We start from the raw sequence: 24,749 nt of genomic DNA, 5'->3' as shown, positions 1-24,749 counted from the left end.
TTTAAAACTAGTTCCTTTTGAAGTAATTATCCAGGGCTTTCTGAATAAGTACCTTGTTTTCCTCAACCAGGGTTGAAACGGTAAGTTCCCCCGCCATAAGGGGCAACAGGGTTAAACCTGTGTCCAGACTTTCCCAAAGGTCAAAACCGGGCTTCGAAGCCATCATGGCGGCGTAATTATAGTTCCGTTCGGTGATATACATGTTCCGGGACCACTCCGTATCCTGGCCTACGTTTAAATCGTAGTCGTACCAATTGGTCCAGTCAAAAAGAACATCGTATACCAGCCGGGGATTCTCGGTACCACGGGGAATAAAATACCAGTTGCCCTGGGGCTGGCTATGAAGGTTTTCCGTAAAACTGCCGCTGGGACCCCGGGGCCAGGGGACAACCCCAATCTCAAAGGGAAGGTCCGCCCCTCCCTGTTCGTTGAAAAGCCAATCGGCGCAGACCCAAAAGCCGGATAAACCTTCGGCATAGAGCCGGTTATTGATTTCCCAGTTGGATCGATCCCATGGCCGGGCAGTTTTATCGATATTATAGATGGTATTGATAAAGTCCAGTACCTCCCGGGTCGCGGGGGAGCTTAGTTTTTCCTGGTAAGCCGGCGCAATACCGGTATTGTTGGAAAGCAGCAGGTTGGTAAGCAGGTAGGTCCAATACCCGCTATAGCCGTAGGTATCAATGCTGCCGTCCTCGTCGGCATCCCGGGTAAGGGCGGCAAGATAGGTCCGCCACTTTTCCCAGGTCCATTCCCCCCGGTCATAAAGGTCCTGGGGATTTTCCAGCCCCGCAGCGCGGATCATGGTTAAATTGAAAGCCAGGGGATATGCGTTAATCGATCCGGCGCCGGAAGGAGTAAAGAGGTATACTTCATCCTGACTGGCCATGCGCAGGTACTTCATTACCCTTTGGGACCCAAAAACATCGGTCCCCTCCAGGTCCATTGCTTTAAGACCCACGGCATAGTTATTCAGAACCGCGGGGATACCAAACTGGAGATCCACCTCGTAGATATCCACATCCGGTTTCCCCGAAGGAATGGAAAGATTGATACTTTCCCGTACCCCTTCGAAGGTTAAATTGATGCAATTAAGGACGATATTATACTTAGCCTCGATTTTCCGCATCATATCCAGCCGCATTTGGGCCGTTACCGGCTGCGACAGGCCCGGATCATCCCGTATATCCTGATGCTTACTCATATAATACTTATCAAACCAGGTACCGATGGTGATGATCCGCTTCCCGTCATCGGTATACCGGGCGGTACCCGGAGAATCGCCTCCCGAAGAATTTTGTACCCCGGCGTTTCCCGAAGCAGCAGCGGGCGCCGTCTTAGCGCCGCAGGCAGCCAAGCATATTGCCAGCACCAACGGAAGAATAATAATTTTATGTTTTACCATGGCAACACCTCACATACAGTTTATATCACACTATAAAAGAGACAGCAATTCCAAATTAGGAATAACCACGGACCACACGGGCCATACGGACTAATTAATGAGCGATTCCTCGCCCGTGAGGCCCGTGGTTGAATTTGGGATTTCTATAAAAAAATTTAGAAAGCCGATGAAACCGTTACCTTAGACCGAAAAGAAAGCTTCTTCTATTAATGCTACGGTCTTCCGCAGATCCGTATCCAGGGGGCGATCATCTTCCAGTGGGGCGAAGTAGGATAGTACCTCGTTATAGGTCCGCTCCACGCCCCGCATTGCCTCTGAACTCAGCTCGCCCTGCCGGAGCCTGAGGTATAGCGCCTGGGCTGCGGCAAGGAGCGCTGCCGCCAGGGTCTGGGCGGTCAGTTCATTGACCCGGATGCAGTCCCGGGCGGCGATGGTACCCATGCTCACCTTATCCTGGTTGTGACATTCGGTGGAGCGGGAAAACACGCTGGCGGGCATGGTGTTTTTCAGCGCCTCGGCGGTCCAGGCGGAGGCGGCTATCTGGACGGCCTTGAAGCCGTGGTTGTAGGCAAAACTTTCCTTGGAGCCCGAAAGATTCGGCGGAAGGCCCCGGTTGAATTTTATGTCAACCATGAGGGCAAGCTGCCGGTCCATCAGGTCGGCGATGTTTGCGCTGATATTCTTGAGGGCATCCATGGCGAAACAGATATGTCCCCCGTAAAAATGGCCGCCGTGGTACACGGAACGGGTTTCCGGATCCACAATGGGATTGTCGTTGGCGCTGTTCATTTCGGTCTCGATAAGCCGGCGCAGCATATCCTCGGCGTCATAGAAAACGCCGATCACATGGGGGGCGCAGCGCAGGGAATAGGGGTCCTGTATCCGTTCGGGAACGATGCCCCGGAGCCGGTCTTCCTCGGACTGCTCCTTGAGTGATTCCCGAATCCGCCGTGCAGCCTCCGCCTGGCCGGGATGGGGTTTAACCTCAAAGAGGCGCTTATAAAAATGATAGGCGTTCCCCTTGATGGCCACGGAGTTCATGGCGGTAATACGGCAGGAGAGATCCGCCAGGTACCGCGCCCCGTCAAAGGCAAGGGCCGCCACGGCGTTCATCACCGCGGTTCCGTTCATGATGGCGATGGCCTCCTTTGGGCGGAACCGGTAGGGGGGCTTCCCCAGCTCCTTCAGTACATCCGCGGCAGGGCGTATCTTGTCCTGATACAGCACATCCCGCTCGCCGATTAAAGCCCCCGCAAGGTATGAAAGGGGGGTGAGGTCTCCGGAAGCGCCCACGGAGCCTTCTTCCGGAATCAGGGGCAGGATATCCTGTTCGATAAAAAATGCGATATACCGCAGCAGATCCATGCTGACCCCGGAAAAGCCCTGGGCCAGGGTGTTGAGCCGGACGATCATGATCGCCCGGGTGGTTTCCTTGTCAAAGTACGCGCCAAGGCCGCAGCCGTGGTAGCGGGTCAGGCGTACCGGCAGATCGTAGTAATGCTCGGGGGTAACAATTTCCGTACAGGAATCCCCGTAGCCGGTGGTTACCCCGTAAATACCGCCGTGTTCGGCCAGTGTCCGGTCCAGGAACGCTGCGCCCTCATCAATTTTCGCTTCGAATTCTTTTGACCCGCAGAGGAGGATCTTCCCCTGCCCCTTCGCCGCACGTACCAGACCTTCAATGGTAAGCCGGTCTTTACCTATTTGTATTGGAGAAGTTTCCATACACTCATGCTCCTTTTGTAAGCACAGACAGGTCATTCACATCCATAACCGTAAGTTTCGCCGCCGCCGCCTCGGTTCCCTCCAGGAATACGGTACAGTCAAAGATAAAAAGCCCCTCAACCATACAATCTTGTTTAACAGAGATGCGCACCGTGGTTCCGGCCTTTAAAAGGGGCTTCTGTATTTCCATATTTGAAATACTTAGGATACAGCCCATCTTGGGCGGCTCCCCCCTCTCACGGCTTGAAAGCCCCGATAAGCCGCCAATGCTCTGGGCCATGAATTCAAAGCTCACCCAGGCGGGCACACCCCCAAGCTCGGGATCGTAAAACAGACAATCCCGGGTAATATCATATTCCGCGCTCAGAGTACGCTCACTGGTATCATAGGCTAAAATACGGGAGAGGAGGAACATCTTACCCTTATGGGGCAGGAGTGTAAGCAGCTCATCCCGTTCAATGTTTCCGCCGGTCACCGGTTTCCTCCATGTATCATTCATTCGCCCAAAAATCATAGAAATTATACCATTGCAGGGGGTGCTGTTTACAGTAAGATTCAAGCCTACGGGCAAATAAACGGGCCAATTCTTCAATACGCCCTTCCCGTTCCCTGCGGGAACAGTCAAAACGTATGGGGCTCCTATGGACATGCATATCGTATTGGGACGACAGGGATATATCCTTTTGCCTGAAGGCGAACACAAAATAGGTCGGCGCATTAAGTATGGCGGCCATGAAGAAGGACCCATAGGTAAAGGGCGCGCTGTTATTCAGGAAAGGAATGGAAAAGCCCTTGTTCCGGGTATTAGCCGAAGTCCGGTCCCCGGCAATGGTCACCAGTTCCCCTGCGGTGAGCCGTTCCTGAAGCATAATGATGGTATCCGGGCCTATATCGTTGACACCTACCATCCTGAGGCTTACATCGGGGTTGAGTTCCCGGAGCATCCGGTTAAAGGAGGCGGTAACATTGAAATCCACGATCCCGTTGACCGGCACCTCCCGGGAAAGGCCGGTACGGTTAAAGCTGGCCAGGGCCCGCAGGAGTTCCGAGTTTCCCAGGTGGGAACAGATAAGCACTGCCCCCTCCCCCCGATCCAACCGTTCCCGTAAATCCCCAATATCATCATCCTGAAAATGGATACGGCTTAAATCTACCTTGCCCCCCCAGGATTCTACTTTTTCAATCATCGTCAGGGCAAAGGCCAGAATATGCCGGAAGATGTGAAGGGTGAAGGGCTTTCCATCTTCTGCATAACAGGCGGCAACCCTGGAAAGAAAAAGCCGGGAATTGTCCCGGGCCCGTTTTGAAAAAACATAATAGAAAAAGGCCACCGGAAAGGCGATGAGGCGCATGATGATTACCGGGCAGATCCTAAAGATGACAAGGATAAGCTTGACATGCCAGTACCCGACGGTCTGTTCCTTCTGTTCCGACCAATGGACCGCTGTTTCTGCCCCGGGATGCTCAGACCAGTAAGTCCGCTTCATGGTTCAGTCCCGTCCAGGATCAGGGTTCCGCCGGCATAGATCTTGGCGTCTCCGGAGGGGCTGATTATTTTAAAGCCCAGGGATCCCGGCTCCCGCTTATAGTTCAATACCAAGACCACCCTTGTATTGGGAAATATGGGGTTGGAGAATTTGATCCGCTTAGATGTTTTTAATAAAAGGGGGGTCCCGAAAAAATGAGCCCCAAGACGTATCGCCAGGTCAAACTGGGCCACAGCGGGCAGGAGTTTAAATTCAGGAAAATGATCATCGAAGTATTCACACTCTGCGGGGATGAACAATTCCACCGAGGCCGCATCTTCGGTTTGATGGAGAACCTTTTTTACGATAACCCCATGGGGCAGCATGTCCTTGGGCATTTTTTTATCCGTCATTTTTCGTACAAGAAACTCCCCGGCAAAAAGAATACCAATAAGAATATATGAAATACCCCCATTGTAGATAGACCAGAGGGCATCGGATGCAAAAAACACCGTATAAAAGGCGATTCCCCCGTTCAGAACGAAAAATCCGCACCAAATCCAGGTTACTTTCCGACAATAGGCCTCTATGCGCTTTTCCGCCAGGGAACCCTTGATGCTTTTATCCTGGAGAGTCGCAAACCGGAAGATCATGGTTGGAGGGGCAAAGAGGGTACTGCCAAAGGCCGCCAGAAGGGCCCCGTTCATAAAAACCGGATACAATTTTATATATATAGAAGAATTAGTAAACAAACATAAAAAGCCGCCCCCCAAAAGAAGGAAGGCGCTTAAAAGCTGTTTCCAAGGAATTCCCTTTTTTTTTTAGATGTACAAAGAAGAAAATAGGCAAAACCTACCAGGATGACAAAAATCGAGAAAAACCGCAGGGGTATTTTTAAAACCACCAAAAAGAAAAATACCAGAAGGGGATAAACCGCGGCTGCTATGTACAGGAAGACCTTCAAGGTACTTCCTGTACCAGGGGGAAAAGAATATCGACCACATCCTGAATCGTACGGGTGTTTTTAAAAAGTTCCGGATCTATTTTACCCGAAACATAGGGTTTCATTTTGACGATAAGATCCACCGCATCTATGGAATCAAAATCCAAATCCGCAAAAAGAGAAGCAGTGGGGTTTATCAACTTCCCATCGATCTCAAATTCCTGGATAAGAATTTCCTTTATTTTTTCAAAAATATCATCCTTTGTCATGATCCGCCAGTTCCCGCAATAATATATGCCGCAAGTGCATCCACCGAAGCAAAATGCTTCCGGTTATCCTCGCTTTCCGCAGAAAATTTTATACCAAATTTCTTTTTAAGGGCCACACCCAGCTCCAGGGCATCAATCGAATCCAACCCCAACCCATCTCCAAATATCGGTTCCGAATCGGCGATGTTTTCGGGCTTTATATCCTCCAACTCAAGGGCGTTTACAATTAATTCCTTTATTTGAAATTTCAGATCGTCCATCCGGCCCCCAACCAACACGGTGAAAAACAATGTTTAAACCTATCCTTTTTTACTATAATGTGTCAAGATCCGTACCAGGATCACCAAAAATGAAATTAAAATTGATTTATCCCCAATGGGAGAAGCTAAAAGGACAAACCACGTTTAATCTGCCCCCCCACGGGCCGGTTGTTTTTGCCCAGGCGCTGCCCGGCTATGCGGAAGTTTCCTTTACCGACGAAAATGTGGAAACGATAAATTTCGATGAAGACTGCGACCTGGTAGCCATCTCCATGATGTTGAGTACCCAGGTAAAACGGGGCTGGGCAATAGCCGACGAGTACCGCCGGCGGGGTAAACAGGTCATTTTTGGCGGTATTTCCGCCATGCTCCATGGGGAAGAAACCATGAACCACGCCGATTCTGTATTTTTAGGGGAAGCTGAAGGCCGGATGGAGCAGGTTCTGGAAGACTGGCGCTGCGGCGGTTTGAAAAAGGTGTATAACTTCATGCTGCAGCACCCCCCTATAGAATCGGTGGGGCCCGCCCGCCGGGACCTCTACAAACGGGAACTCTACAACCACAAGGGGGTCCAAATGGTAGACCTCTTCCATGCTTCCCGGGGCTGCCGCTTTAGCTGTTACCCCTGCGCGGTGACCTACCTGGGGGGGCGTAATTTCCGCCCCCGTCCCCTGGACAAGGTACTGGAGGAGCTTGCCTCCATCGATAATAACCGGCTTTTTATCGTCGATAATTCCCTGGCCCAAAACAAGGAATGGGAAAAGGAGCTTTTCCGGGAGATGGCCCCCTTCAAAAAGAAGTGGATTAGCCACACCATAGAGGATGATCCGGAAATCCTCGACCTGGCGGCGAAGGCCGGAGCATGGTATGTCTATCAGGCTATCTACGATACCTCGGATTACATCAAGGAACGGGTGAAACGCTACCACGACCACGGCATCGGGGTGGAGGGGACCATTTTGCTGGGCCTGGATAACCAGACCGAAGACGACATTAAGCGGCTTATCGATTTCCTCCTGGGGATTAACCTGGATTTAGCGGAATTTACCGTACTTACCCCCTTCCCCCATACCAAGGCCTACGACGATTTGCTCCGGCAGGGGCGTATCTTTGACCACGACTGGAACCATTACAACGCCGGCCAGGTGGTGTACCAGCCCAAACACATGAGCCCCGAGCGGCTTCAGGAGCTCTACGATTACGCCTGGGAAGCCTTCTACAAAGAAGAATCCCAGGAAGAAAAAATGTTCCAGCTTTTATTTAACGTGGTAAGCCGGGAAATGGAGGAAGGGACCTATCGCCCCCGGAACCGGAAACTGATCCACAAATCTTTCGGAAAGGACGTGATAAGAACCGGTGGAACAAGTTCCATTGGAACAAGTTCCCGTGGAATAAATTCCCTTGGAACAAATTCCGGTCAGAAATTATGAACGTATCGGATAAATACTACGACGAAATCTTTCACTTTAAGGGGCAGTGGGATGTACCTTCAGCCTGCGGCCTTAAAATCATTGATAAACCGGGCAAAACCTTTGTGATTGTTACCGAGCTCTACCAGGATAATCCCGGCACCTCCGTCACCTATGCCGCCCAATCCCTGGCGGACCAGATTTGCAAAGCCAAGGGTCTGGATAGCAGTAAAATTGTCTACCTGGAGTGCAACCCGGATACCAATTCAAAGCTTTCCTTTTACGATGAAGCGTATTTTGAAGTGACCTTTAGCGCCAATGCCGCACCGGCCTACCGGCAGCTGGGGGCGGAGGAAGTACGGGCCTTGTTCGGCGCCGCATCGAAGGCTATGCACACTTATACTGTTGATAAAATCCGTGCGGTGGACGCGAAATTTGAAGCCCTGAAGATCGCCTTTGCGCCCCTGACCTTTCAGGCGGTGCGGGCGCTCTTGGAACTGGGGATTCTGCAAAAAATATCCGATGCCGGCGATGCGGGGCTCACCCGGGAAGAAGCGGCGGAACAGACCGGCGTTTCCCCATACGGCGTGGGAGTTCTGGCGGAGATTGCCCTGGGCATGAATGTCCTCAAGCTCCGGCCCGGCGTAGGGAAGGAACGCTTTGTTCTGGGCAAGATTGGCTGGTTCCTGCTGGAAGATGACATGACCAGGGTCAACTTTAATTTTGTCAACGATATCTGTTATCAGGGCGCCTATGATTTATGCGAATCCGTCAGATCCGAAAAGCCCCGGGGCCTTTCGGTCTTTGGGGAAAACTGGAACACTATTTATGAAGCCCTCGCCACTTTACCGGAGCAGGCAAAAAAAAGCTGGTTTGAATTTGATCACTTTTATTCCGATATCGCCTTTCCCGAAGCGCTTCCTATTGTGTTTGCCTCCCCGCCCCGCCGCCTTTTTGACATAGGCGGCAATACGGCGAAGTGGGCTATCAGGTGCTGCGCCCATGATCCCCAGGTACGGGTCACCATCATAGACCTCCCCGGCCAGACTGCGGCGGCGGAAAAAAACGCCGCCGACGCGGGCTTTGGGGACCGCATTGAACTGTACCCATGCAACGTGCTTGATCCCGCCGCCCGCTTCCCCACCGGGGCCGATGCAATCTGGATGAGCCAATTTCTGGACTGTTTTTCCCTGGACCAGGTTACCGCCATACTGGCGAAAATCCACGAAGCGGTGACCCCCGCAACCACTATTTATGTGCTGGAACCCCTCTGGGACATGCAGCGTTTTGAAGCCTCCGCCTACTCCCTCCAGGCCACATCCCTTTACTTTACCTGTATGGCAAACGGTAACAGCAAAATGTACCGTTTCGCGGAACTCACCGGGGCAATTGAGAAGGCCGGGTTTGAATTATCCTGCGCCCACCATGGGCTTGGGTCAAACAGCTATTCGCTTCTGTGCTTTCGCTCCGGAGCATAACTTGTCATTCAATGGCCTGACTTCTATAATTAATGGTATGGCTGATCCCGGCCTCTTACACCTGATCCAGGAAAGCCCGGTTCCCGAACTTCTCCCGCCACCCGCCCTGCCGGCGTATCTGGAAGCCCTGCTGTTCCCCGGCAGGGCCGTCCTCACGGGCATTCATACGGTGATCTTTGACGTATACGGTACCCTCTTCACCTCCGCCGCCGGTGATATTGCCAGCTCCGGTGGAACCGGAGCCGTTTCTGACAGAGCCGCCGGAAGATCTGTCCCCGGCGACGGCCGATTGGAGGTTCTAGCCGGGGAATTTGGCTGCACTGGGCAGGAATTGCGGGAGCACTTCCACCGGGAAGTCCTACGCCTGCACAGAGAATTGGGTGAAAAAACCGACTACCCGGAGCTGCGGGTGGAGGAAATCTGGGCAGAATTCCTAAACCGGTACGGGGAAACGCCAACCATGTCAGTGCAGGAACTGGCCCTACGTTACGAACTGGCGGTTAATCCGGCATACCCCATGCCCGGCGCCCGGGATATCATAGGAACCCTGAAACACCGGGGGATCCGGTTGGGGCTCATCTCTAACGCCCAGTTTTTTACCCCCCTCCTGTTTGAGGCCTTTTTCAACGCACCCCCAAAGGACCTGGGTTTTGATCCGGAACTGTTGATCTACTCCTTCGAACTGGGGGAAGCAAAACCTTCGCCGAATCTCTTTAGCCCCGCGGTCCTGCGCCTAAAATCCCTGGGCTTGGAACCGGAAAATGCCTTATATATAGGAAATGATATGCTCAACGATATCTCGGCTGCCGCCCGGGCGGGGTTTAAGACCGCCCTTTTCGCCGGGGACTACCGTTCCCTGCGCTTACGGGAAGGGGACAGCCGGGTTAAAGGTGTCCGTCCGGACAGGGTTATACGGAACCTGAAGGATCTGTCTGCTCTTTTGGCCGAAACTGCTTGAAGGAGTCCTATTCCCGTTATATTATAAGCGGATATGTATAAACCGTATTCCGCGCCGGTAATGTGGGCCTTTCCGGATATTAAGGTACCACAGCCGCGGATCTCAAAGTGGATTGTTTTTTTGATTAAACTCCTGGCCCGGATCTACCTTTTTATTTTTCTGGGCATTGCCCGGATAGTATTACGGGGGGATACACATTTTTTTAGGGCCTTCCAGCGGGCCCTCCGGGGGGACAGCCGGTGTATCCTGGCTTTCCGCCATCCCAATGGGGGGGAACCCCAGCTTCTAACCTGGTTTATCTTATTCCGTCTCCGGGGCCTGGCTAAAAAAGCGGGGTTTCCCTTTGCCAGATCGCCCCATGCGCTTTTTATCTACGGGTACGATGTACTTCGCTGGGGCGGCTGGGTGGCCCGGCTGGTAATGCCCCGGGTTGGCGGCATGCCGATCCACCACACCAAGCTTGATTCCCAGGGCATGACTCGGATATTTAAGGCTATGAAAGAAGGGCCCTACCCCATAGCCATTGCGCCGGAGGGACAGGTTACCTACAACACCGAACAGATCCTCAACCTGGAACAGGGGACCATGCGGATAGGTTTCCATTCGGCGGATCAGCTTAGAAAGGAAGGGAAATCCTACCCTGTGGAAATCCTCCCGATATCCATCCATTTTCGCTATGGTGCGTGGGGGAAAATGTGCCTCAGTTGGCTGATGAAAAGGCTTGATCGCTTTACCGGGTATCGGGATCGCTATAAAAAAGACGGGCTGCCGGACTTTACCCTCAGGCTGCGGAACTGCCGGGATTACCTTATCACCCAAAATGAAATACGCTACGGCCTTCCGCTTGATGAAAAGCGGGATATATCAGAAAGGATGAATTGTATCATGGAGGCAGCCCTGGATAAGGCGGAGAAGATCCTGGGGATCAGTCCCGCAGCGGACGGGATCATGAACCGGGTATACAATATCCGCCAAATCTCCTGGGACCGGATCTACCTGCCCGGCCAGGAAAGCCTGGACGGACTATCCCAGGTGGAGCGGTCCCTGCTGGATCTCCGGGCGGGGGAAGCCTGGTATGCCGGCCGTCACGGAGAACTGGTGGATTTTCTCTGGTATTTCCGTTCCCCCATACCGGAGGAGGAAAGTCCCCTGCACCTGAAAATAGAATACGCCCAGAACCTGTGGGATCTTGCCAACAGAACCATGGGAGGCTCCTACGCCACACGGAATATCAATATCTATCCCCGGCGTGTGATAATTCAGGCTGCGGAACCGATAAACCTTACGGACAGGCTTCCTGAATATAACCGGGACCGGAAAAGCGCCATCCAGTCGGCCATGGATGATCTGCTAAAAGCCTACATGGGCTGTATTGAAGAAGTGAACAAAGCGGATTAAATTAGAAGGAATGAAACAAGGGCTTTTCCGTTTTATGTGCTCAGCCGTGATTCTCTCCTTTACTGTTGCTGCCTGCGGGGGAAAAAACGACAGCAGGGACAAGACCGATGATCGGCCAGTCCTGGTGGTGAGCATACTCCCCCAGAGCTACTTTGCCTCCCGCATAGCAGAAAACCGGGTACGGATTATGACCCTGGTCGGCCCCGGACAGAGTCCCCACGACTACGAGCCAAGCCCTAAACAAATGGCGGCTCTTGCCGCAGCAAAGGTCTGGGTCCTGTCGAACACGGAATTTGAGATTGCCCTGAGGCCAAAGGTGGAGGCCCTCTTCCCGGATCTCTCCATTGTCGATGGAACCCAGGGGGTACGGTTCCGGAGTTTAGAGGATGGGGATGATCACGGGGATACCATCGACCGGCATATTTGGCTGGGGCATAAACCGGCAAGGATCATGGCAGCTCATATACAGGATGCTTTAATCAATATGGATGCGGACGGCGAATCATTGTACCAAAAAAACTATCGGGAACTCACCGACGATATGGATCAGGAATTCGGCGCCCTAAGAGAAAAACTTTCCCCCCTGCGGGGGAAGGTAGTTTTTGTGTACCACCCTGCCTTTGGTTATTTTTTAGACGAATTCGGCATAATCCAGGAGGCGGTGGAAACCGGCGGCAAGGAACCCACACCCCGGGCTTTAAAGCTTCTCATAGAAAGGGCTAAGAAAGAAAAGGCTGTGGCGATCTTTGTCCAGGCACAATTTCCGGTCAGCACCGCCAAAACCACCGCCGATGCGGCAGGGGCAATCCTGGCCACCCTGGATCCCCTGGCCCCGGACTGGCTCGCCAATATCCGTACCATGGGCGAAGTTCTGCAAAAAAACGCCGAGGAGACCGTCAAGTGAAAGAACATTCGGTACTAAGCCACCCTGCGGACCGGAAGATAAGCCTTCGGTTTGATCGTGTTTCCTTTTCCTACGGCAATTTCAAGGTCCTGGAAAACGCTTGCTTTCATATTCACCAGGGGGAATTCATTGCCCTGGTGGGTCCCAACGGTTCGGGAAAAACAACGGTACTAAAACTGCTTCTGGGCTTGGAACAGCCACAGGCGGGAAAAATTGACCTCTTCGGCGCCGGCTCCACCCTGGGCGAGCGGAACCGGGTGGGCTATGTACCCCAGCAGTCCGCCTACGACCCCTCCTTCCCCATATCGGTGTGGGAGGCGGTAAAGATGGGCCGTCTGACATCCCTCTCCCGGAAATTTGGCGCCGGGGATAGGGCGGCGGTGGAGGAGGCCATGGTACAAGCGGAGATTTCAGACCTGGCGAACCGGTCCTACGCGGCCCTTTCCGGCGGTCAGCGGCGGCGGGTCCTGGTAGCCCGGGCCCTGGCGGCCAAGCCGGAGATTCTTATCCTGGACGAACCTACCGCCAATATGGACAGGGAAAGTGAGGAACGGCTCTTTACCACCCTGGGAAAACTCAAGGGGAATACCACGGTCCTCATCGTGACCCATGACACAGGGTTTGTGTCCGCCCTGACCGACCGGGTTCTCTGTATGGGGAACCGTGAAACAGGGGCCGAATACGGCGTGGTACAGCACCGCACCGAAGCGGAAGAAGCGGGCGCTCCGTCTTTGGGAACCGCCCGAATTATCCACGGGGAAAGTATACCCGGGGATCAGTGTGATCCGGCAGATCGCCGGTCCGAGGATGTAGAATGATAAGCTTTTTCGACGCCCTCTTTAACGCGGACTTCCCCTTTATCCGGAACGCCCTTTTGGCGGGGATCCTTTCATCGGTACTCTTCGGGGTGCTGGGGGCGATGGTCACGGTCCGCCGTATCGCCAGCCTCGCCGGGGCCATCTCCCATGCGGTGCTGGGAGGGATCGGCATGGCCCTCTACCTATCGGCGGCAAAGATCATCCCGGGCTTCCCCCCCATAGCGGGGGCGCTGATCTTCGCGATTATCTCTGCGGGTATTATCGGCGCAGTATCCCTAAAGGCCAAGCAGCGGGAAGATACGGTGATCAACGCCATCTGGGCCATTGGGATGAGCATCGGGGTACTTTTTATGGCAAAGACTGCGGGATATACCGACCCCTCCAGCTACCTCTTCGGAAATATACTCCTCATATCAAAAAGGGATCTTCTTCTCATGGCGATATTGGACGTTTTTGTTCTTTTCCTGGCCTGGCGCTTCTATCCCCAGCTAAAGGCCTGCGCCTTTGACGAAGAATTCGCCCGGGTCCGGGGGGTCCCCGCAAACATGATTTTCCTGGCCCTGCTCACGGTTACCGCCGCAGCAATAGTATTACTTCAGACCTTCGTAGGGATAGTGATGGTAATCGCCATGCTCACCCTGCCTGCGGGAACCGCGGGGTACTTCGCCCGGAGCTTAGGGGGGATGATGCTCATAAGCTGCGGGTTTTCGGCGCTGTTTTCCGCCGGCGGTCTGGTCCTGGGGTGGAGCTTTGATCTTCCCGTGGGGGCAATGGTAGTAATACTGGCGGGAATCGTCTTTCTTAGCGCCGGGGCGGTGCGGGTTATTCGAAACCGGAAGCACGGAGGGTAAAGGGTATGTTTTTCAAGAAGTTCCGGGAAAACCGGGAAGCTCGAAGCCTGTGCAGGATCATGCTGGAGGCCGCCCCACTGGCCTGTTCTCTCCGGGATATCCAAAACAATATCCTTGACTGCAACAAGGAGGCGCTGCGGATATTCGGCCTTTCCAAAAAATCGGAACTGGTTGACCGGTTCAGCGATCTGAACCCGGAATTCCAGAGCGACGGCAGGCTCTCCCGGGAAAAGGCCGCAGAGCTGCTGCGGGAAGTCCTGGAAAGAGGGTACCTGCGCTTTAACTGGCTGTACCGCACCCTCAGCGGCGATCCCCTGCCGGTTGAATTAACCCTGGTTCGGGTTCCCATGAAAAACACCTATTATATCGCGGCCTATTCCCGGGACCTCCGGGAAACCCTGGCCAACCTGAAGGAGATACGGGATGCGGATGAACGGACCCGGCTCATGCTGGATGCTACGCCCCTGGCCTGTTCCCTCTGGGACGAACAGGGAGCACTGCTGGACTGCAACAGTGCAGCCCTAAAGATGTTCGGGCTTTCAAACGAAGAAGAGTATGTAAAGCACATAGAAAAACTAAGCCCCCCATTCCAGAGCGATGGAATGTCGAGCATGAAAAAAATGGAACACCTGGATACGGTCGCCTTTACCGAAGGTTTTGCCCAGTTTGAGTGGATGCACCGTACCCTTTCGGGGGAACCCCTTCCGGTGGAAACCACCCTGGTCCGGGTTCCCTGGAAAGGCGCCTATGCCATGGCGACCTATTCCCGGGATTTGCGGGCAGACCGGATCGCCCGGGAAATGGAGGTACAGGCCAGGGCCGCCCAAGCCGCCAGTGAATCCAAGAGCCGCTTTCTGGCATCCATGAGCCACGAGATCCGGACCCCCATGAACGCCATTATCGGCATGAGCGATCTTATGCGTACCGATAACCTTGATATAACCCAGAAGGAATACTTTGAGGATATCAAAAAAATGTCCCGGGCTCTTTTACAGATCATCAACGATATTCTCGACTTCTCTAAGATCGAAGCGGGCAAAATGGACATAAGCCCCGTTCATTTCAATCTCCATGCGCTCTACGATAATATCTGCTCCATGAGCCGCTTTACCGCCGCATCCAAGGAACTTGATTTCCGATCCCATTTCGATGACGCCGTACCCCAGGTGCTTTACGGTGACGATATACGGTTCCGTCAGATCATCGTCAATATCGTTAATAACGCTATCAAGTATACCCGGGAAGGTTTTGTTGATTTCCGGGTCAGTAAGATTACCGAGGATGAGCAGGAATATATCGCCTTCATCGTAAAGGATTCGGGGATCGGCATCAAAAAAGAGGACTTCTCTAAAATTTTCGGTTCCTTCAAGCAGCTTGACAGCGAACTTAACCGGGGCATTCTGGGTACCGGCCTCGGCCTTTCGATAACAAAAAAGCTTGTTGACATGATGAAGGGGAAAATAAAACTGGAAAGCGTCTACGGCCAGGGTTCGGAATTTACGGTACTCCTGCCCTGTATCCCCGGGGACCCTGCCTTGATTGAGAAGACAGAATCCACGGACTTTGCGGTAAGTGCGGAAAACGCATTGGTACTGGTGGTGGATGATAACCAGATAAACCTGAAGGTCGCCCTGGCCTTCCTCGCCCAGCATAATATCAAGGCCGATTCGGCTGCCAACGGCCTTGGGGCGCTCAGAATGGTTCAACAGAAAAACTACGACATAGTCTTTATGGATCACATGATGCCCGGCATGGATGGCGTGGAGGCGACCAAACGTATCCGCGCCATGGAAGAGGACCGGTTCAAGGCCCTGCCCATTATTGCCCTGAGCGCCAACGCAGTAACCGGCGCCAGCGAAACCTTCATCAATGCGGGGATGAACGACTTTATCTCCAAGCCCATCGATCCCAATGCCCTGAACCGGGCTTTGTTAAAATGGCTGCCATCGGAAAAGGTTACGGTCATACCGAAACCGGCGGATCATCACAGCGCCGCCGCAGCGCCCCAGGGTACGGTGATACTCAATAAATTTACGGGCCTGGAAAAAGCCCTGGGGGACGAGGATTTTTACAAACAGCTTCTTACAACATTCCGGAGCGAACACGGCTCTGACGCAGAAAAACTGCAAAATGCAGTGGGAAGGGGGGACCGGAAACTCGCCCACCGCATTGCCCATACCCTAAAAAGTTCCGCAGCCCTGATCGGCGCCGATATCGTTTCCCAGGCTGCGGCGCTGATCGAGAAGGCCATGGGGGAAGGCGGCCCGGGCTGTCCTCCCGAGGAACTTCAGGAACTCGAGGTTTCCCTTAAGGACACCCTGGAGGAACTGGATGTCCTGATCAGCACGAATACTGTGCCTGCTGATTCCGCCGCAGGAACGTCAAGTATTGGAACTTCGGATACGGTGCGGGCCCTTGCCCTGGCGGAAACCCTGATCCCCCTGATGGAAAGGGCAAACACCGGCAGTCTTACGTATACTAAGGAGATCCGGGAAGTATTTCCCCCGCTTGAGGGAAAAACCGAATCTCTTATAAGCGAGATAGAAAACTTTGAATTTAAAGCCGCCCTTGGAATTCTCCTGGAAATCAGGGACTGGCTGAAAAACTCCGGCTGAAAAATTATTTTTATAAAGAGGTGGTACTTATGAATTATCTTATCATTTCCGGCAACCCTAAGGGTGATGGGCTCTGCTCATCCGTAACGGACGAAGCGATTCAGGGCGCCAAGGACGGCGGCGCTTCTGTGGGGACCCTGTTTGTGGAAAAGCTGGGACGCTGCCACGTATGCGGGGAGGGCTGGGGAACCTGCCGGGAGCAGCATCGCTGTACCTATGGCAAGGATGGATTCGACGCTGCCCAGGACACGGTAAAAAAGGCGGATCAGCTTTGTTTTATCACCCCGGTATACTGGGGTGAAATAGCGGAATCCCTCAAATCTTTCTTCGACCGGCTGCGGCGCTGCGAATTTGGGCAAACGGGCTCTCTTTCGGGTAAACAGATACTGCTGGTCGCCTCCCCCGGCGGAACCGGCAACGGCTTGCTCAGCTGCCTTGAACAGATGGACCGCTTCTGCCGCCATACCGGAGCGGTTATCTTTGACTATATCGGCATCAACCGCTGGAACAACGACTACAAAAGGAAAACCGTGTATGCCGCTGTCAAAGCAATGGCGGAGAACCGAAAGGCCGGGGAAACCCTGGCGCGTTAAGACGCCTTTACCGCCCGTTCAAGAGCCTTGGCAAGCTGGTCCGGGCAGGATGTCTTCTTCGATCCGCAGCGTACACCCTTAAGGCGCTTGATAAGCTCGGCGGCTTCCATCCCTTCGGCAAGGATGGATATACCGCTTAGGTTGCCGTTACAGCCATCGGTAAAAGACAGGCCGTATACCTTATTATCCCGGATATCAAACGTGATTTTACTGGAACAGGTTCCCTGGGTTTTATATTCGTACATAAAAACTCCTGCTGATATTTTACTATAATATACCAATTTTTTCAAAAAAGAGACAGGATCTCCGGGCTCGAAACCTCTTGTAAAATATCCTATACGTATGTATAGTATGTTTATGGAATTAGGAGAGAAACTATCCGTTCTGGCATCCTCAGCAAAGTATGACGCCTCCTGCGCGTCCAGCGGAAGCGGCGCTCCTGCCGGAAATAAAGGCGAGCGGGGGCAGGGCTTCGGGGCGAATCTCCCCGCGGGGGTCTGCCACAGCTGGACCGGGGACGGCCGCTGCGTCAGCCTCCTCAAGGTGCTCTACTCCAATGTTTGTCGCTTCGATTGCGCCTATTGCGTAAACCGCGCCTCGGCGGATACCCCGCGGAGCGCCTTTACGGTGGACGAACTGGTGGACCTGACCTGCCAATTCTATCGCCGCAACTATATTGAAGGACTCTTCCTATCATCGGGGATCTTTACCGACCCGGATATGGTTATGGAGAAGCTTATCGCCGTTGCCAAAAAACTCAGGAAAGATGCGGGCTTCGGCGGCTATATCCATCTAAAGATTATCCCCGGTTCCGGTGAAAAACTGATCCGCGAGGCGGGGCTCTGGGCGGACCGGCTCAGCGCAAACATTGAGCTGCCCACGGACAAAAGCCTCCAAACCCTGGCGCCTCAGAAATCGGGAAAGGTAATCCTAGGGGCCTTTGAGGATGTATTCCGGAATAGCGCGGAAAATGAGGAGGACCGCAAAAAGATCCGCTCCGCCCCGGTGTTTGCCCCCGCAGGCCAGAGTACCCAGCTCATCGTGGGGGCCAGCGAAGAGGATGACCGGACCATCATCGGGCTATCCGGCGCACTGTACCGGAAGTTCTCCATGCGGCGGGTCTACTACTCCGCCTTCATCCCCGTTGGTGTTCCCGGCCGTGGGGGGATCAGCGATCCCCGGCTGCCGGACATTCCCGGCCCGCCCCTGGTACGGGAACACCGGCTCTATCAGGCGGACTGGCTCATGCGGTTCTACCACTTCAACCCCGCAGAAATACTGGAGGACACCCCCTACCTGGACCACCACGTGGACCCCAAAACCGCCTGGGCGCTCCGTCACATAGACCACTTTCCCATAGATTTGCAAAGGGCGGATTACGAGGAACTGCTCCGGGTTCCCGGCATCGGCGCCACATCCGCCCGGCGCATCCTGGAAGTCCGGCGGATCCGGTCCCTCAGCTTCGATGGGCTGCGCCGCCTGGGGATCAGCCTCAAGCGGGCCCGGTACTTCGTCACCCTGGGCGCCTCCTACATCGACCGGCCGGAGGACCCCAAACGGATACGCCGCATGTTGTCGGACCAGGACGGCGCGGGGTTACAGCTGCCGCTGTTTGAGTTTTAAATGATTACTGAAAAAACTATTGTTTCTCTAGCTCCGGCGGATAATCAATACCGGACTCGGGTACGCAGATAATACCCTTCTGAGTGGGGTCGGTAACCCCTTCTCCGTTAAATAGTTGTTTAACCTGGGAAGGCATAAGCACATTTAACTTTATTAGGGAAGACAAATTAAAACTCATTTTTCCGGAAGAAAAGGTTTTGTTCTGGGCGCCATACACCGCAATATCCTGCCATTTTGTTACCGCTCTGGGACTGATCACTATCGCTACATTGTATTTTCCTGTACCGCTCCAAGGCTGATCATTGGGGTCGAAGAACCCACTGGGAGTTTCATCTCCAATCTCAATAGCGCCTTTAGCAACATAGCCGGCGGCTGCAGTCGTACCTGTAGAAAGCTGTATGAAGACTTTAAAAGAATCATTATCCCCTACTGTTTGAGGAATATTAGTTATCTCGACCTGCCCGATAGTTACCGTAAAACTAGTATCATCATCAGTATCATCACCATTATAATCACCATTATAATCACAATCACAATCACCACCGTCCGTTGAACAAGCGGTAAAAAACAACAGGCTTAAAAGGGTAATGGCCACTCCAAGACCCGGAAGAATCATTTTCCTTTGCATTTCTTTCTCCTCATAAAAAAATCAATTTTATATTGACAGAAAGCTGAATTCTGTTCAACATCCTACAAATGAAGAAAATTTTGTCCTTTTTGTTTTTTACGGTCCTTTTGGTCATGGGTCTCCATGGAGCGCCCTTTCCTTTAAGCGCCGGAGGCGGCAGTACCCTGGGTTATACCTTTACCCGGTACACCCTGGACGCTGAGGGTTCTTTAGATACCGAAATAGACGGGAATATAAAATCGATCCAGACCATGGACCGCTTTAATTATGGGGGGTTCCTGTTTTTTGATGCAACCTACACGGAAATCGCCCTATCGCTCCGGGGGGGACAGAACTCCTATGGGGAAACAATGGACCAAAAGCTTGAAGGCGGCTCCTGGGAAAGCGTCTCCGATGAAACAGGAATCGGTACGGAGATGATTTTGGGCGTTTCTCTGTTGGGGAAACGCCCTTTTAGGGTTAATGAAAAAATCACATGGTTTCCCTTGCTGGGTGTTGAAGTTCAGATAGCCCTATTGGAACAGCGGACCCCCGACGGAGATACCGTACATGATCGGACCAAGGGGGAACTGGACGAGGATCTGGATAAAAATGGTAATTCCTACGACCTTTCGACTTGGAATTCCCTTACGGTAGACCTTGGCGCGGGCCTTGATTATCAACTCACAGAACGCCTGTTCCTGCGGAACGAACTTTTATTCAGCTTCCGGCTGCAAACTGCCTACGAAACAGGAGCCCTGGAGATGACAAAAAACAAATTTCACACTTCGGACATCACCCTTGCGGGCTTAACCGGAGGCCCAACCCTAAGAACCAGCGTGGGATACCGGTTTACGGACAAGAAATAGGATGGAGCTGACCCTACAGGAACTTGAACAGCGCCGCGCAAAATTTACCGTCATGATGCATGAACGCTGCCCCGGCTGGGACACGGCGGTGATCTTTGAAAATGCTAATCAATACTATTTTACCGGCACCATACAGAACGGGATATTGCTGATTTATAAAGACGGGAGCTATCTCTACGGCGTACGGCGCAGTTACCAGGGAGCAAAAGCGGAATCGCCCCTAAGCGATATTATGCAGATTAACAGCTACCGGGACATGGCGGAAAAAAACGGCGGGGATCTTGGCGCCCTGTATATCGAAGGGGACACCCTGCCGGTGGTGGTTTTGGAACGGCTAAAAAAATGTTTTAAGATTAGTTCAATCAATTTTCTCGACACCCTTATTAGGACAGTCCGGGGAGTAAAGTCCCCCTACGAAATTCATTGGCTCAAGCAATCTGCGGAACAGCACCGGCTATTGTTAGAAGAGCTGGTCCCTACCCTGCTCCGGGACGGCATAAGCGAAGCTGATTTTATGGGCGAAATGATCCGTCAACTGTATACCATGGGCTATCACGGCATACCGAGGTTCCATCAAAACCAGGTTGAACTGACCGCAGGGCAGATAGGCTTTGGAACCAATTCCCTGCTGCCCTCCGCTTTTGACGGCCCCGGCGGCGGCAAGGGTTCCAGCCCGGGGAATCCCCTGTCGGGAAGCGGCGGGAGAAAACTCAAACAGGGCGATCCGGTTTTCGTTGATGTCGCCTTTGGCATGCATGGGTACTACACCGACAAGACCCAGGTCTATATGTTCGGCGCCGAACCGCCTGTGGAACTTGCCGCGGCCCACAGCCTCTGCCTTGATATTCTGCGGCGGACAGCGGAACGGCTGCGGCCCGGTGAAATACCCTCACAAATATACCAGGATATTATCGCCGGCCTATCGGAAAAGGACCGGGACTGTTTTATGGGGGTTGATAACCAACACCGGGTAAAATTCCTGGGCCACGGGGTGGGCATCAACGTCGACGAGTTTCCGGTAATCGCCAAGGGCTTTGACGATCCCCTGGAGGAGAACATGGTAATCGCCCTGGAGCCGAAGAAGGGCGTCCCCGGTATCGGCATGGCCGGAGTAGAAGAAACCTTTATCGTAACCCCCGGCGGCGGGCAGTGCATCACCGGCGGCGGCCGGAATATTATCAGAGTCGGCGGACAAGAACGATAATTCAAATTATGTAATTCCTTGCATTATAAAGAATTGGAAAATGTCGCCATAAAAACCACCGGGAATTCAGGCAGCAAGAATCATTCATTAATTAGTCCGTGAGGTCCGTGGTTATTCTTAATTCGCATCTTGTTATAATTACTAAACTTCTGTATAGTATGTTCAGAGGTTTTTGGTATGATCGAATACACCTACGACGGTACCCTGGAAGGGCTCTTCACCGTTCTTGATCGCATCTGCCGGTCCCTGGACCCGGAGGCTGCCATTCCGGATCATGTTCACGGCCCCCTCCGCCAGGGCTGGAAAACCCAGCCGGTGGATACCGCCCAAGCCCCCGCCGCCCAGCCGGACCTGTTCGATGGCGGTACTTCCAGCGAAGCTTCCCGCGGTACGGAAACCGCATCCGGCGAGGTCCCGGCATCCTCCGCCCAGACCATAAGCTTTAAACCTTCGGTATACACGGGTAGCTGCGTTGTAAGCAGCGGTTCCCCTCCGGACATACCCGCTGCCCGGCGTCTCTACGAACTTTCCGCCAACGCCTATGACCGCTTTGTCCACGGCTGGATGAGCGAACTCCCCATAGAGGCGGAGCTTATCCGTTTTGCCTGGAAGGTCTTGGCCGCAGGGCAGGACGCGCCGGGGGGCCTCAAGTCCCCGGGCGCCCGCGAAGGGGCGGAAACCGCCGCAGCCGACCGGGGAGACCCGGATGTCCAGGCGGTACTCAGCGCCGCCTACAGGGTCTGGAAAGAACTGGACCGGCTCCGGGGGCTGCTCCGGTTTTCACCCGCTTCCTCCGGTATCTACCTGGCCTGTTGTACCCCGGACCATTTCGTCCTTCCCGGCCTGGCGGACCACTTTACCCTGCGCTTCGGGGAAACACCCTGGGTGATCATCGATGAACGGCGCTCCCTGGCCCTGGCCCGCGCCCCGGGCAAAGAAGCCCGGCTCATCTCCCTGGAAGATCTGCCCCGCATTTTGCAACGGAGTTCCCCGCACAGTATCGCTGTCCCCGGTAGCGATACTCCCAGAAAGAACGACCCGTGGGAAGATCTCTGGCGTAACTACCACAGGGTTGTTAATAACGAAAGCCGGAGCAACCCCCAACTCCAGCGGCAGTTCATGCCCAAACGTTACTGGAAGTATTTGCCGGAACTAAGAGAGTAGACGCCGGTTATGAAGCCAATAGCTTCCGGCAAATATCGAGAACCACGCCCTTGAAGTAGTCCAGGCTTATGGGCATCACCTCAACCGGAACCTGGGTAAACTCGAAGAAGTCAAACAGCTCCTCATCGGTAATTTCAAAAAGGCCGCAATCCAACACGACGATCTTATCAAAGGAGCCGAAATTTATCCGTGCATCAACCGCATCCCAGCCGTGACCCTGCTGGTAGATCTCCCGCCAAAGTTTGAGCCCGCTCATGGTCAGGTAGTATACATTCCCCGTGGCGTCCATCTCTTTTTTCTTTTCCGGGCTCAGGAAAGCTTCAACACAGTTAGCCGTCCGGGGATACAGGGCGCCCGTATCCTTGGTTATCCCCGCCATATCGGTGTGACACATGCGGCCGTAGAGGAGCAGGGATTGCTTGTGCTCAAACGCTTGCAAACCTTCGGTGATCGCCGTTGCCAAACGGTTTTCATTCACGTCCAAAGCCGGGGGCAGGTAGTTTATATGCAAATCGGTCCCGAGCTCCGCCTGAATCTCCGGAAGTATCTTTTCGAGTTCCAACCGGTAAATGCCGCAGGATAACACGGATATTGGCTGCTTATTCATGCTTCTATCAGTATACTACAATTGGTAACTGTGTAAATAATTCATGAACCGGGAACATTTTACACACCTTGGCTGCCATGAAAGGGATAAAACCGCCTACATTACATACTATTACCTTGAAAAAGTACTTGGCACAGTTCTTGCATGATATATTCTGTAGAGATCCGGGGTATATACTCTACTGGCGGCATGGCCCCAATTTTGGTAAAATAACCCTGGTTTTATAATGGAGTATTTTATAGATGAAATCAGTCTCCCTTTGCGGATTTTTAGCACTTTTTCTGTTGATTTCCGCTTCCCCGGTTTCATCCCAGGAATCGTCTCCGCCCATAGCCCTTAACCTGGACCGGGCCGTGGAATTGGCCCAGGAGAACAGTATCGATCTGCAGAAACGGTTTATAGACCTTAGCAACGCCGAATATGCGGCAAACCGTTTGTGGTCGGAGCTCTTCCCCGGCATCAGTACCAGCCTGGGGTTGAGCTACGGGACCCCCCTTTTCAGCGGCGATGGCTTCCAGGGCTCCTCTGATAACCTGAACTATACCGCATCCATGGGGCTTTCCTTCCAGCTCAATTCCACCCTCTCCCCGGCGATGCGGATAACCAAGCTGGATTACCAAACCAGTTTATTGGCTTACGAAAATGCCCGGCGGGTCCTGGGGATAGGGATCAGCGGGACCTTTTATTCCCTGATTGCCGAAAAGGAAAAACTTTCCCTCCTGGAGGGGACCCGGAAACTGGCGGAACAGCAGCTGGAAAAAAGCCGTACCAGTTTTCGGAACGGCATGATCGGGGAACTTGGGTACCTGCAAAGTCAGCTCAGCGCGGAAACCGCTCACTTGGATTTGAGCAGAGCCGAGGCAAGCTATGCGGATAACCTGGGAAAATTTCTCGTCCTCTTAGGTCTGGATCAGAATACCCCGGTGATTTTGGAGGGTGAAATAGCTATCACCCGGCTTGAAGCGGAAACGGAGGATCTGATCCGGGAACATCTCTCCTCCCGGCCGGACATTATCAGAGCGCGCCAGGAGATTGAAAAGCTCGAACTTGTGGAACTGCAGAAAACCAGGAATGGCCGCGCCCCGTCCCTCAGCCTGGCTGGGCGATGGCAGGGCGATTCTTCGGGCAATGACATAAACGAAAATTTTTCCGACAGACTGAGCGGCAGCCTTACCCTGAGTATCCCCCTTGAAAGCTGGATCCCCGGGACAAAGGCCAACCAAACCATCAGGACCGCCAACACGGATATTGAAAAGGCGCGGCTGGATCTGAAAAATACCGAAAATGAAGCTATGACGGCGATCCGGTCCCTTACCACGAACCTTAGAAATTCCTGGGGCAACATCGAGATATCACAGCTCAGGGTACAGCTGGCGGAACGAACCTATGAGCTGACCGAACAGGGTTTCCGGAACGGCGCCGTGGAATCCCTGGTTCTGGAGGACAGCCGGAATGAAATGACCAAAGCCCGGCAACAGCTTCTGGATGATCGCTTGGCCTATAAAAAAATGATGCTGGAACTTTCATCCGCCCTCAATATCAATGAAGCCGATCTAGTCAGGAGTATGCCGTGATAAATGCAA

24 protein-coding genes are annotated in these 24,749 nt (G+C 53.4%); 14 read left to right on the top strand and 10 right to left on the bottom strand.

Going from position 1 to position 24,749, the window contains the following annotated elements:
• Positions 1-7: 7 nt before the first annotated feature.
• The 7 genes from TPRIMZ1_RS0112905 to TPRIMZ1_RS0112870 all read right to left on the bottom strand — a co-directional run bounded on the left by TPRIMZ1_RS0112905 (position 8) and on the right by TPRIMZ1_RS0112870 (position 6,068).
• On the bottom strand, positions 8-1,405 hold the full coding sequence (locus tag TPRIMZ1_RS0112905) for a hypothetical protein (RefSeq protein WP_010260460.1): 1,398 nt from the start codon (positions 1,403-1,405) through the stop codon (positions 8-10).
• A 180-nt stretch (positions 1,406-1,585) separates the two neighbouring features.
• Positions 1,586-3,130 (bottom strand): HAL/PAL/TAL family ammonia-lyase, encoded by a 1,545-nt coding sequence (locus TPRIMZ1_RS0112900; RefSeq protein WP_010260457.1) that lies wholly within the window; start codon positions 3,128-3,130, stop codon positions 1,586-1,588.
• 4 nt (positions 3,131-3,134) lie between these two features.
• Positions 3,135-3,605: a hypothetical protein gene (locus TPRIMZ1_RS0112895; RefSeq protein ID WP_010260454.1), complete on the bottom strand. Its 471-nt coding sequence runs from the start codon at positions 3,603-3,605 to the stop codon at positions 3,135-3,137.
• Between the two features lie 16 nt (positions 3,606-3,621).
• On the bottom strand, positions 3,622-4,617 hold the full coding sequence (locus TPRIMZ1_RS0112890) for a lipid A biosynthesis acyltransferase (protein WP_010260451.1): 996 nt from the start codon (positions 4,615-4,617) through the stop codon (positions 3,622-3,624).
• Complete coding sequence (locus tag TPRIMZ1_RS19835) at positions 4,614-5,303, bottom strand: hypothetical protein (protein WP_157784235.1); 690 nt, start codon at positions 5,301-5,303, stop codon at positions 4,614-4,616. The genes TPRIMZ1_RS0112890 and TPRIMZ1_RS19835 overlap by 4 nt, the downstream gene beginning before the upstream one ends.
• Before the next feature lie 253 nt (positions 5,304-5,556).
• Positions 5,557-5,808 carry an acyl carrier protein gene (locus TPRIMZ1_RS0112875; RefSeq protein ID WP_010260445.1) on the bottom strand — a complete coding sequence of 84 codons (252 nt, stop codon included), beginning with the start codon at positions 5,806-5,808 and terminating at the stop codon, positions 5,557-5,559.
• Positions 5,805-6,068: a phosphopantetheine-binding protein gene (locus TPRIMZ1_RS0112870; protein WP_038078734.1), complete on the bottom strand. Its 264-nt coding sequence runs from the start codon at positions 6,066-6,068 to the stop codon at positions 5,805-5,807. Before TPRIMZ1_RS0112870 ends, TPRIMZ1_RS0112875 begins: the two co-directional genes overlap by 4 nt.
• Positions 6,069-6,157: 89 nt before the next feature.
• Between TPRIMZ1_RS0112870 and TPRIMZ1_RS0112865 the strand changes: the two genes are divergently transcribed.
• The 9 genes from TPRIMZ1_RS0112865 (at position 6,158) to TPRIMZ1_RS0112825 (ending at position 17,092) form a co-directional block, all read left to right on the top strand.
• Positions 6,158-7,498, top strand: a complete 1,341-nt coding sequence (locus TPRIMZ1_RS0112865) for a B12-binding domain-containing radical SAM protein (RefSeq protein ID WP_010260438.1) — start codon at positions 6,158-6,160, stop codon at positions 7,496-7,498.
• A complete protein-coding gene (locus TPRIMZ1_RS0112860; protein ID WP_010260434.1) occupies positions 7,495-8,955 on the top strand; it encodes a methyltransferase in 1,461 nt (486 codons plus the stop codon). The genes TPRIMZ1_RS0112865 and TPRIMZ1_RS0112860 overlap by 4 nt, the downstream gene beginning before the upstream one ends.
• 37 nt (positions 8,956-8,992) lie before the next feature.
• The gene (locus TPRIMZ1_RS19830; RefSeq protein WP_157784234.1) at positions 8,993-9,913 is read left to right on the top strand and encodes an HAD family hydrolase; all 921 of its coding nucleotides are present in this window, start codon (positions 8,993-8,995) and stop codon (positions 9,911-9,913) included.
• Positions 9,914-10,033: 120 nt separating this feature from the next.
• On the top strand, positions 10,034-11,311 hold the full coding sequence (locus TPRIMZ1_RS0112850; protein ID WP_232616826.1) for an acyltransferase: 1,278 nt from the start codon (positions 10,034-10,036) through the stop codon (positions 11,309-11,311).
• A 10-nt stretch (positions 11,312-11,321) separates the two neighbouring features.
• A complete protein-coding gene (locus TPRIMZ1_RS0112845) occupies positions 11,322-12,215 on the top strand; it encodes a metal ABC transporter solute-binding protein, Zn/Mn family (protein WP_010260424.1) in 894 nt (297 codons plus the stop codon).
• Positions 12,212-13,033 (top strand): metal ABC transporter ATP-binding protein, encoded by an 822-nt coding sequence (locus TPRIMZ1_RS0112840; RefSeq protein ID WP_010260422.1) that lies wholly within the window; start codon positions 12,212-12,214, stop codon positions 13,031-13,033. Before TPRIMZ1_RS0112845 ends, TPRIMZ1_RS0112840 begins: the two co-directional genes overlap by 4 nt.
• Positions 13,030-13,884, top strand: coding sequence for a metal ABC transporter permease (locus TPRIMZ1_RS0112835; protein ID WP_010260419.1), 855 nt, complete (start codon positions 13,030-13,032; stop codon positions 13,882-13,884). The genes TPRIMZ1_RS0112840 and TPRIMZ1_RS0112835 overlap by 4 nt, the downstream gene beginning before the upstream one ends.
• A 5-nt stretch (positions 13,885-13,889) precedes the next feature.
• Entirely contained in the window at positions 13,890-16,499 is a 2,610-nt protein-coding gene (locus tag TPRIMZ1_RS19825) for a PAS domain-containing hybrid sensor histidine kinase/response regulator (protein WP_010260415.1), read from the top strand.
• Positions 16,500-16,528: 29 nt separating this feature from the next.
• The gene (locus tag TPRIMZ1_RS0112825; RefSeq protein WP_010260412.1) at positions 16,529-17,092 is read left to right on the top strand and encodes a flavodoxin family protein; all 564 of its coding nucleotides are present in this window, start codon (positions 16,529-16,531) and stop codon (positions 17,090-17,092) included.
• Here TPRIMZ1_RS0112825 and TPRIMZ1_RS0112820 read toward each other — a convergent pair.
• The gene (locus tag TPRIMZ1_RS0112820; protein ID WP_010260409.1) at positions 17,089-17,337 is read right to left on the bottom strand and encodes a TIGR03905 family TSCPD domain-containing protein; all 249 of its coding nucleotides are present in this window, start codon (positions 17,335-17,337) and stop codon (positions 17,089-17,091) included. The two genes, TPRIMZ1_RS0112825 and TPRIMZ1_RS0112820, sit on opposite strands and share 4 nt — an antisense overlap.
• A gap of 106 nt (positions 17,338-17,443) precedes the next feature.
• Here TPRIMZ1_RS0112820 and TPRIMZ1_RS0112815 point away from each other — a divergent pair, with 106 nt between their 5' ends.
• Positions 17,444-18,715, top strand: a complete 1,272-nt coding sequence (locus TPRIMZ1_RS0112815) for a putative DNA modification/repair radical SAM protein (protein WP_010260406.1) — start codon at positions 17,444-17,446, stop codon at positions 18,713-18,715.
• A gap of 16 nt (positions 18,716-18,731) precedes the next feature.
• On the opposite strand, the gene TPRIMZ1_RS0112810 is transcribed toward TPRIMZ1_RS0112815, so the two are convergent.
• On the bottom strand, positions 18,732-19,343 hold the full coding sequence (locus TPRIMZ1_RS0112810; protein WP_010260403.1) for a hypothetical protein: 612 nt from the start codon (positions 19,341-19,343) through the stop codon (positions 18,732-18,734).
• Between the two features lie 80 nt (positions 19,344-19,423).
• Here TPRIMZ1_RS0112810 and TPRIMZ1_RS0112805 point away from each other — a divergent pair, with 80 nt between their 5' ends.
• The 3 genes from TPRIMZ1_RS0112805 (at position 19,424) to TPRIMZ1_RS0112795 (ending at position 22,559) form a co-directional block, all read left to right on the top strand.
• Entirely contained in the window at positions 19,424-20,191 is a 768-nt protein-coding gene (locus TPRIMZ1_RS0112805; RefSeq protein WP_198429938.1) for a hypothetical protein, read from the top strand.
• 1 nt (position 20,192) lies between these two features.
• Positions 20,193-21,395 (top strand): M24 family metallopeptidase, encoded by a 1,203-nt coding sequence (locus tag TPRIMZ1_RS0112800; protein ID WP_010260397.1) that lies wholly within the window; start codon positions 20,193-20,195, stop codon positions 21,393-21,395.
• Positions 21,396-21,572: 177 nt separating this feature from the next.
• Entirely contained in the window at positions 21,573-22,559 is a 987-nt protein-coding gene (locus TPRIMZ1_RS0112795; protein WP_010260393.1) for a TIGR03915 family putative DNA repair protein, read from the top strand.
• 7 nt (positions 22,560-22,566) lie between these two features.
• On the opposite strand, the gene TPRIMZ1_RS0112790 is transcribed toward TPRIMZ1_RS0112795, so the two are convergent.
• Entirely contained in the window at positions 22,567-23,166 is a 600-nt protein-coding gene (locus TPRIMZ1_RS0112790; RefSeq protein WP_038078731.1) for a DUF1638 domain-containing protein, read from the bottom strand.
• Positions 23,167-23,408: 242 nt separating this feature from the next.
• On the opposite strand from TPRIMZ1_RS0112790, the gene TPRIMZ1_RS0112785 reads away from it, so the two are divergent.
• The gene (locus TPRIMZ1_RS0112785; protein ID WP_010260388.1) at positions 23,409-24,740 is read left to right on the top strand and encodes a TolC family protein; all 1,332 of its coding nucleotides are present in this window, start codon (positions 23,409-23,411) and stop codon (positions 24,738-24,740) included.
• Positions 24,741-24,749 lie beyond the last annotated feature (9 nt).

The sequence above is a fragment of the Treponema primitia ZAS-1 genome, from assembly GCF_000297095.1.
Classification (GTDB): Bacteria; Spirochaetota; Spirochaetia; order Treponematales; family Breznakiellaceae; genus Termitinema; species Termitinema primitia_A.
The sequence above is the reverse complement of the archived record's forward strand: the minus strand, read 5'-3'. Positions and strand labels throughout refer to the sequence as shown.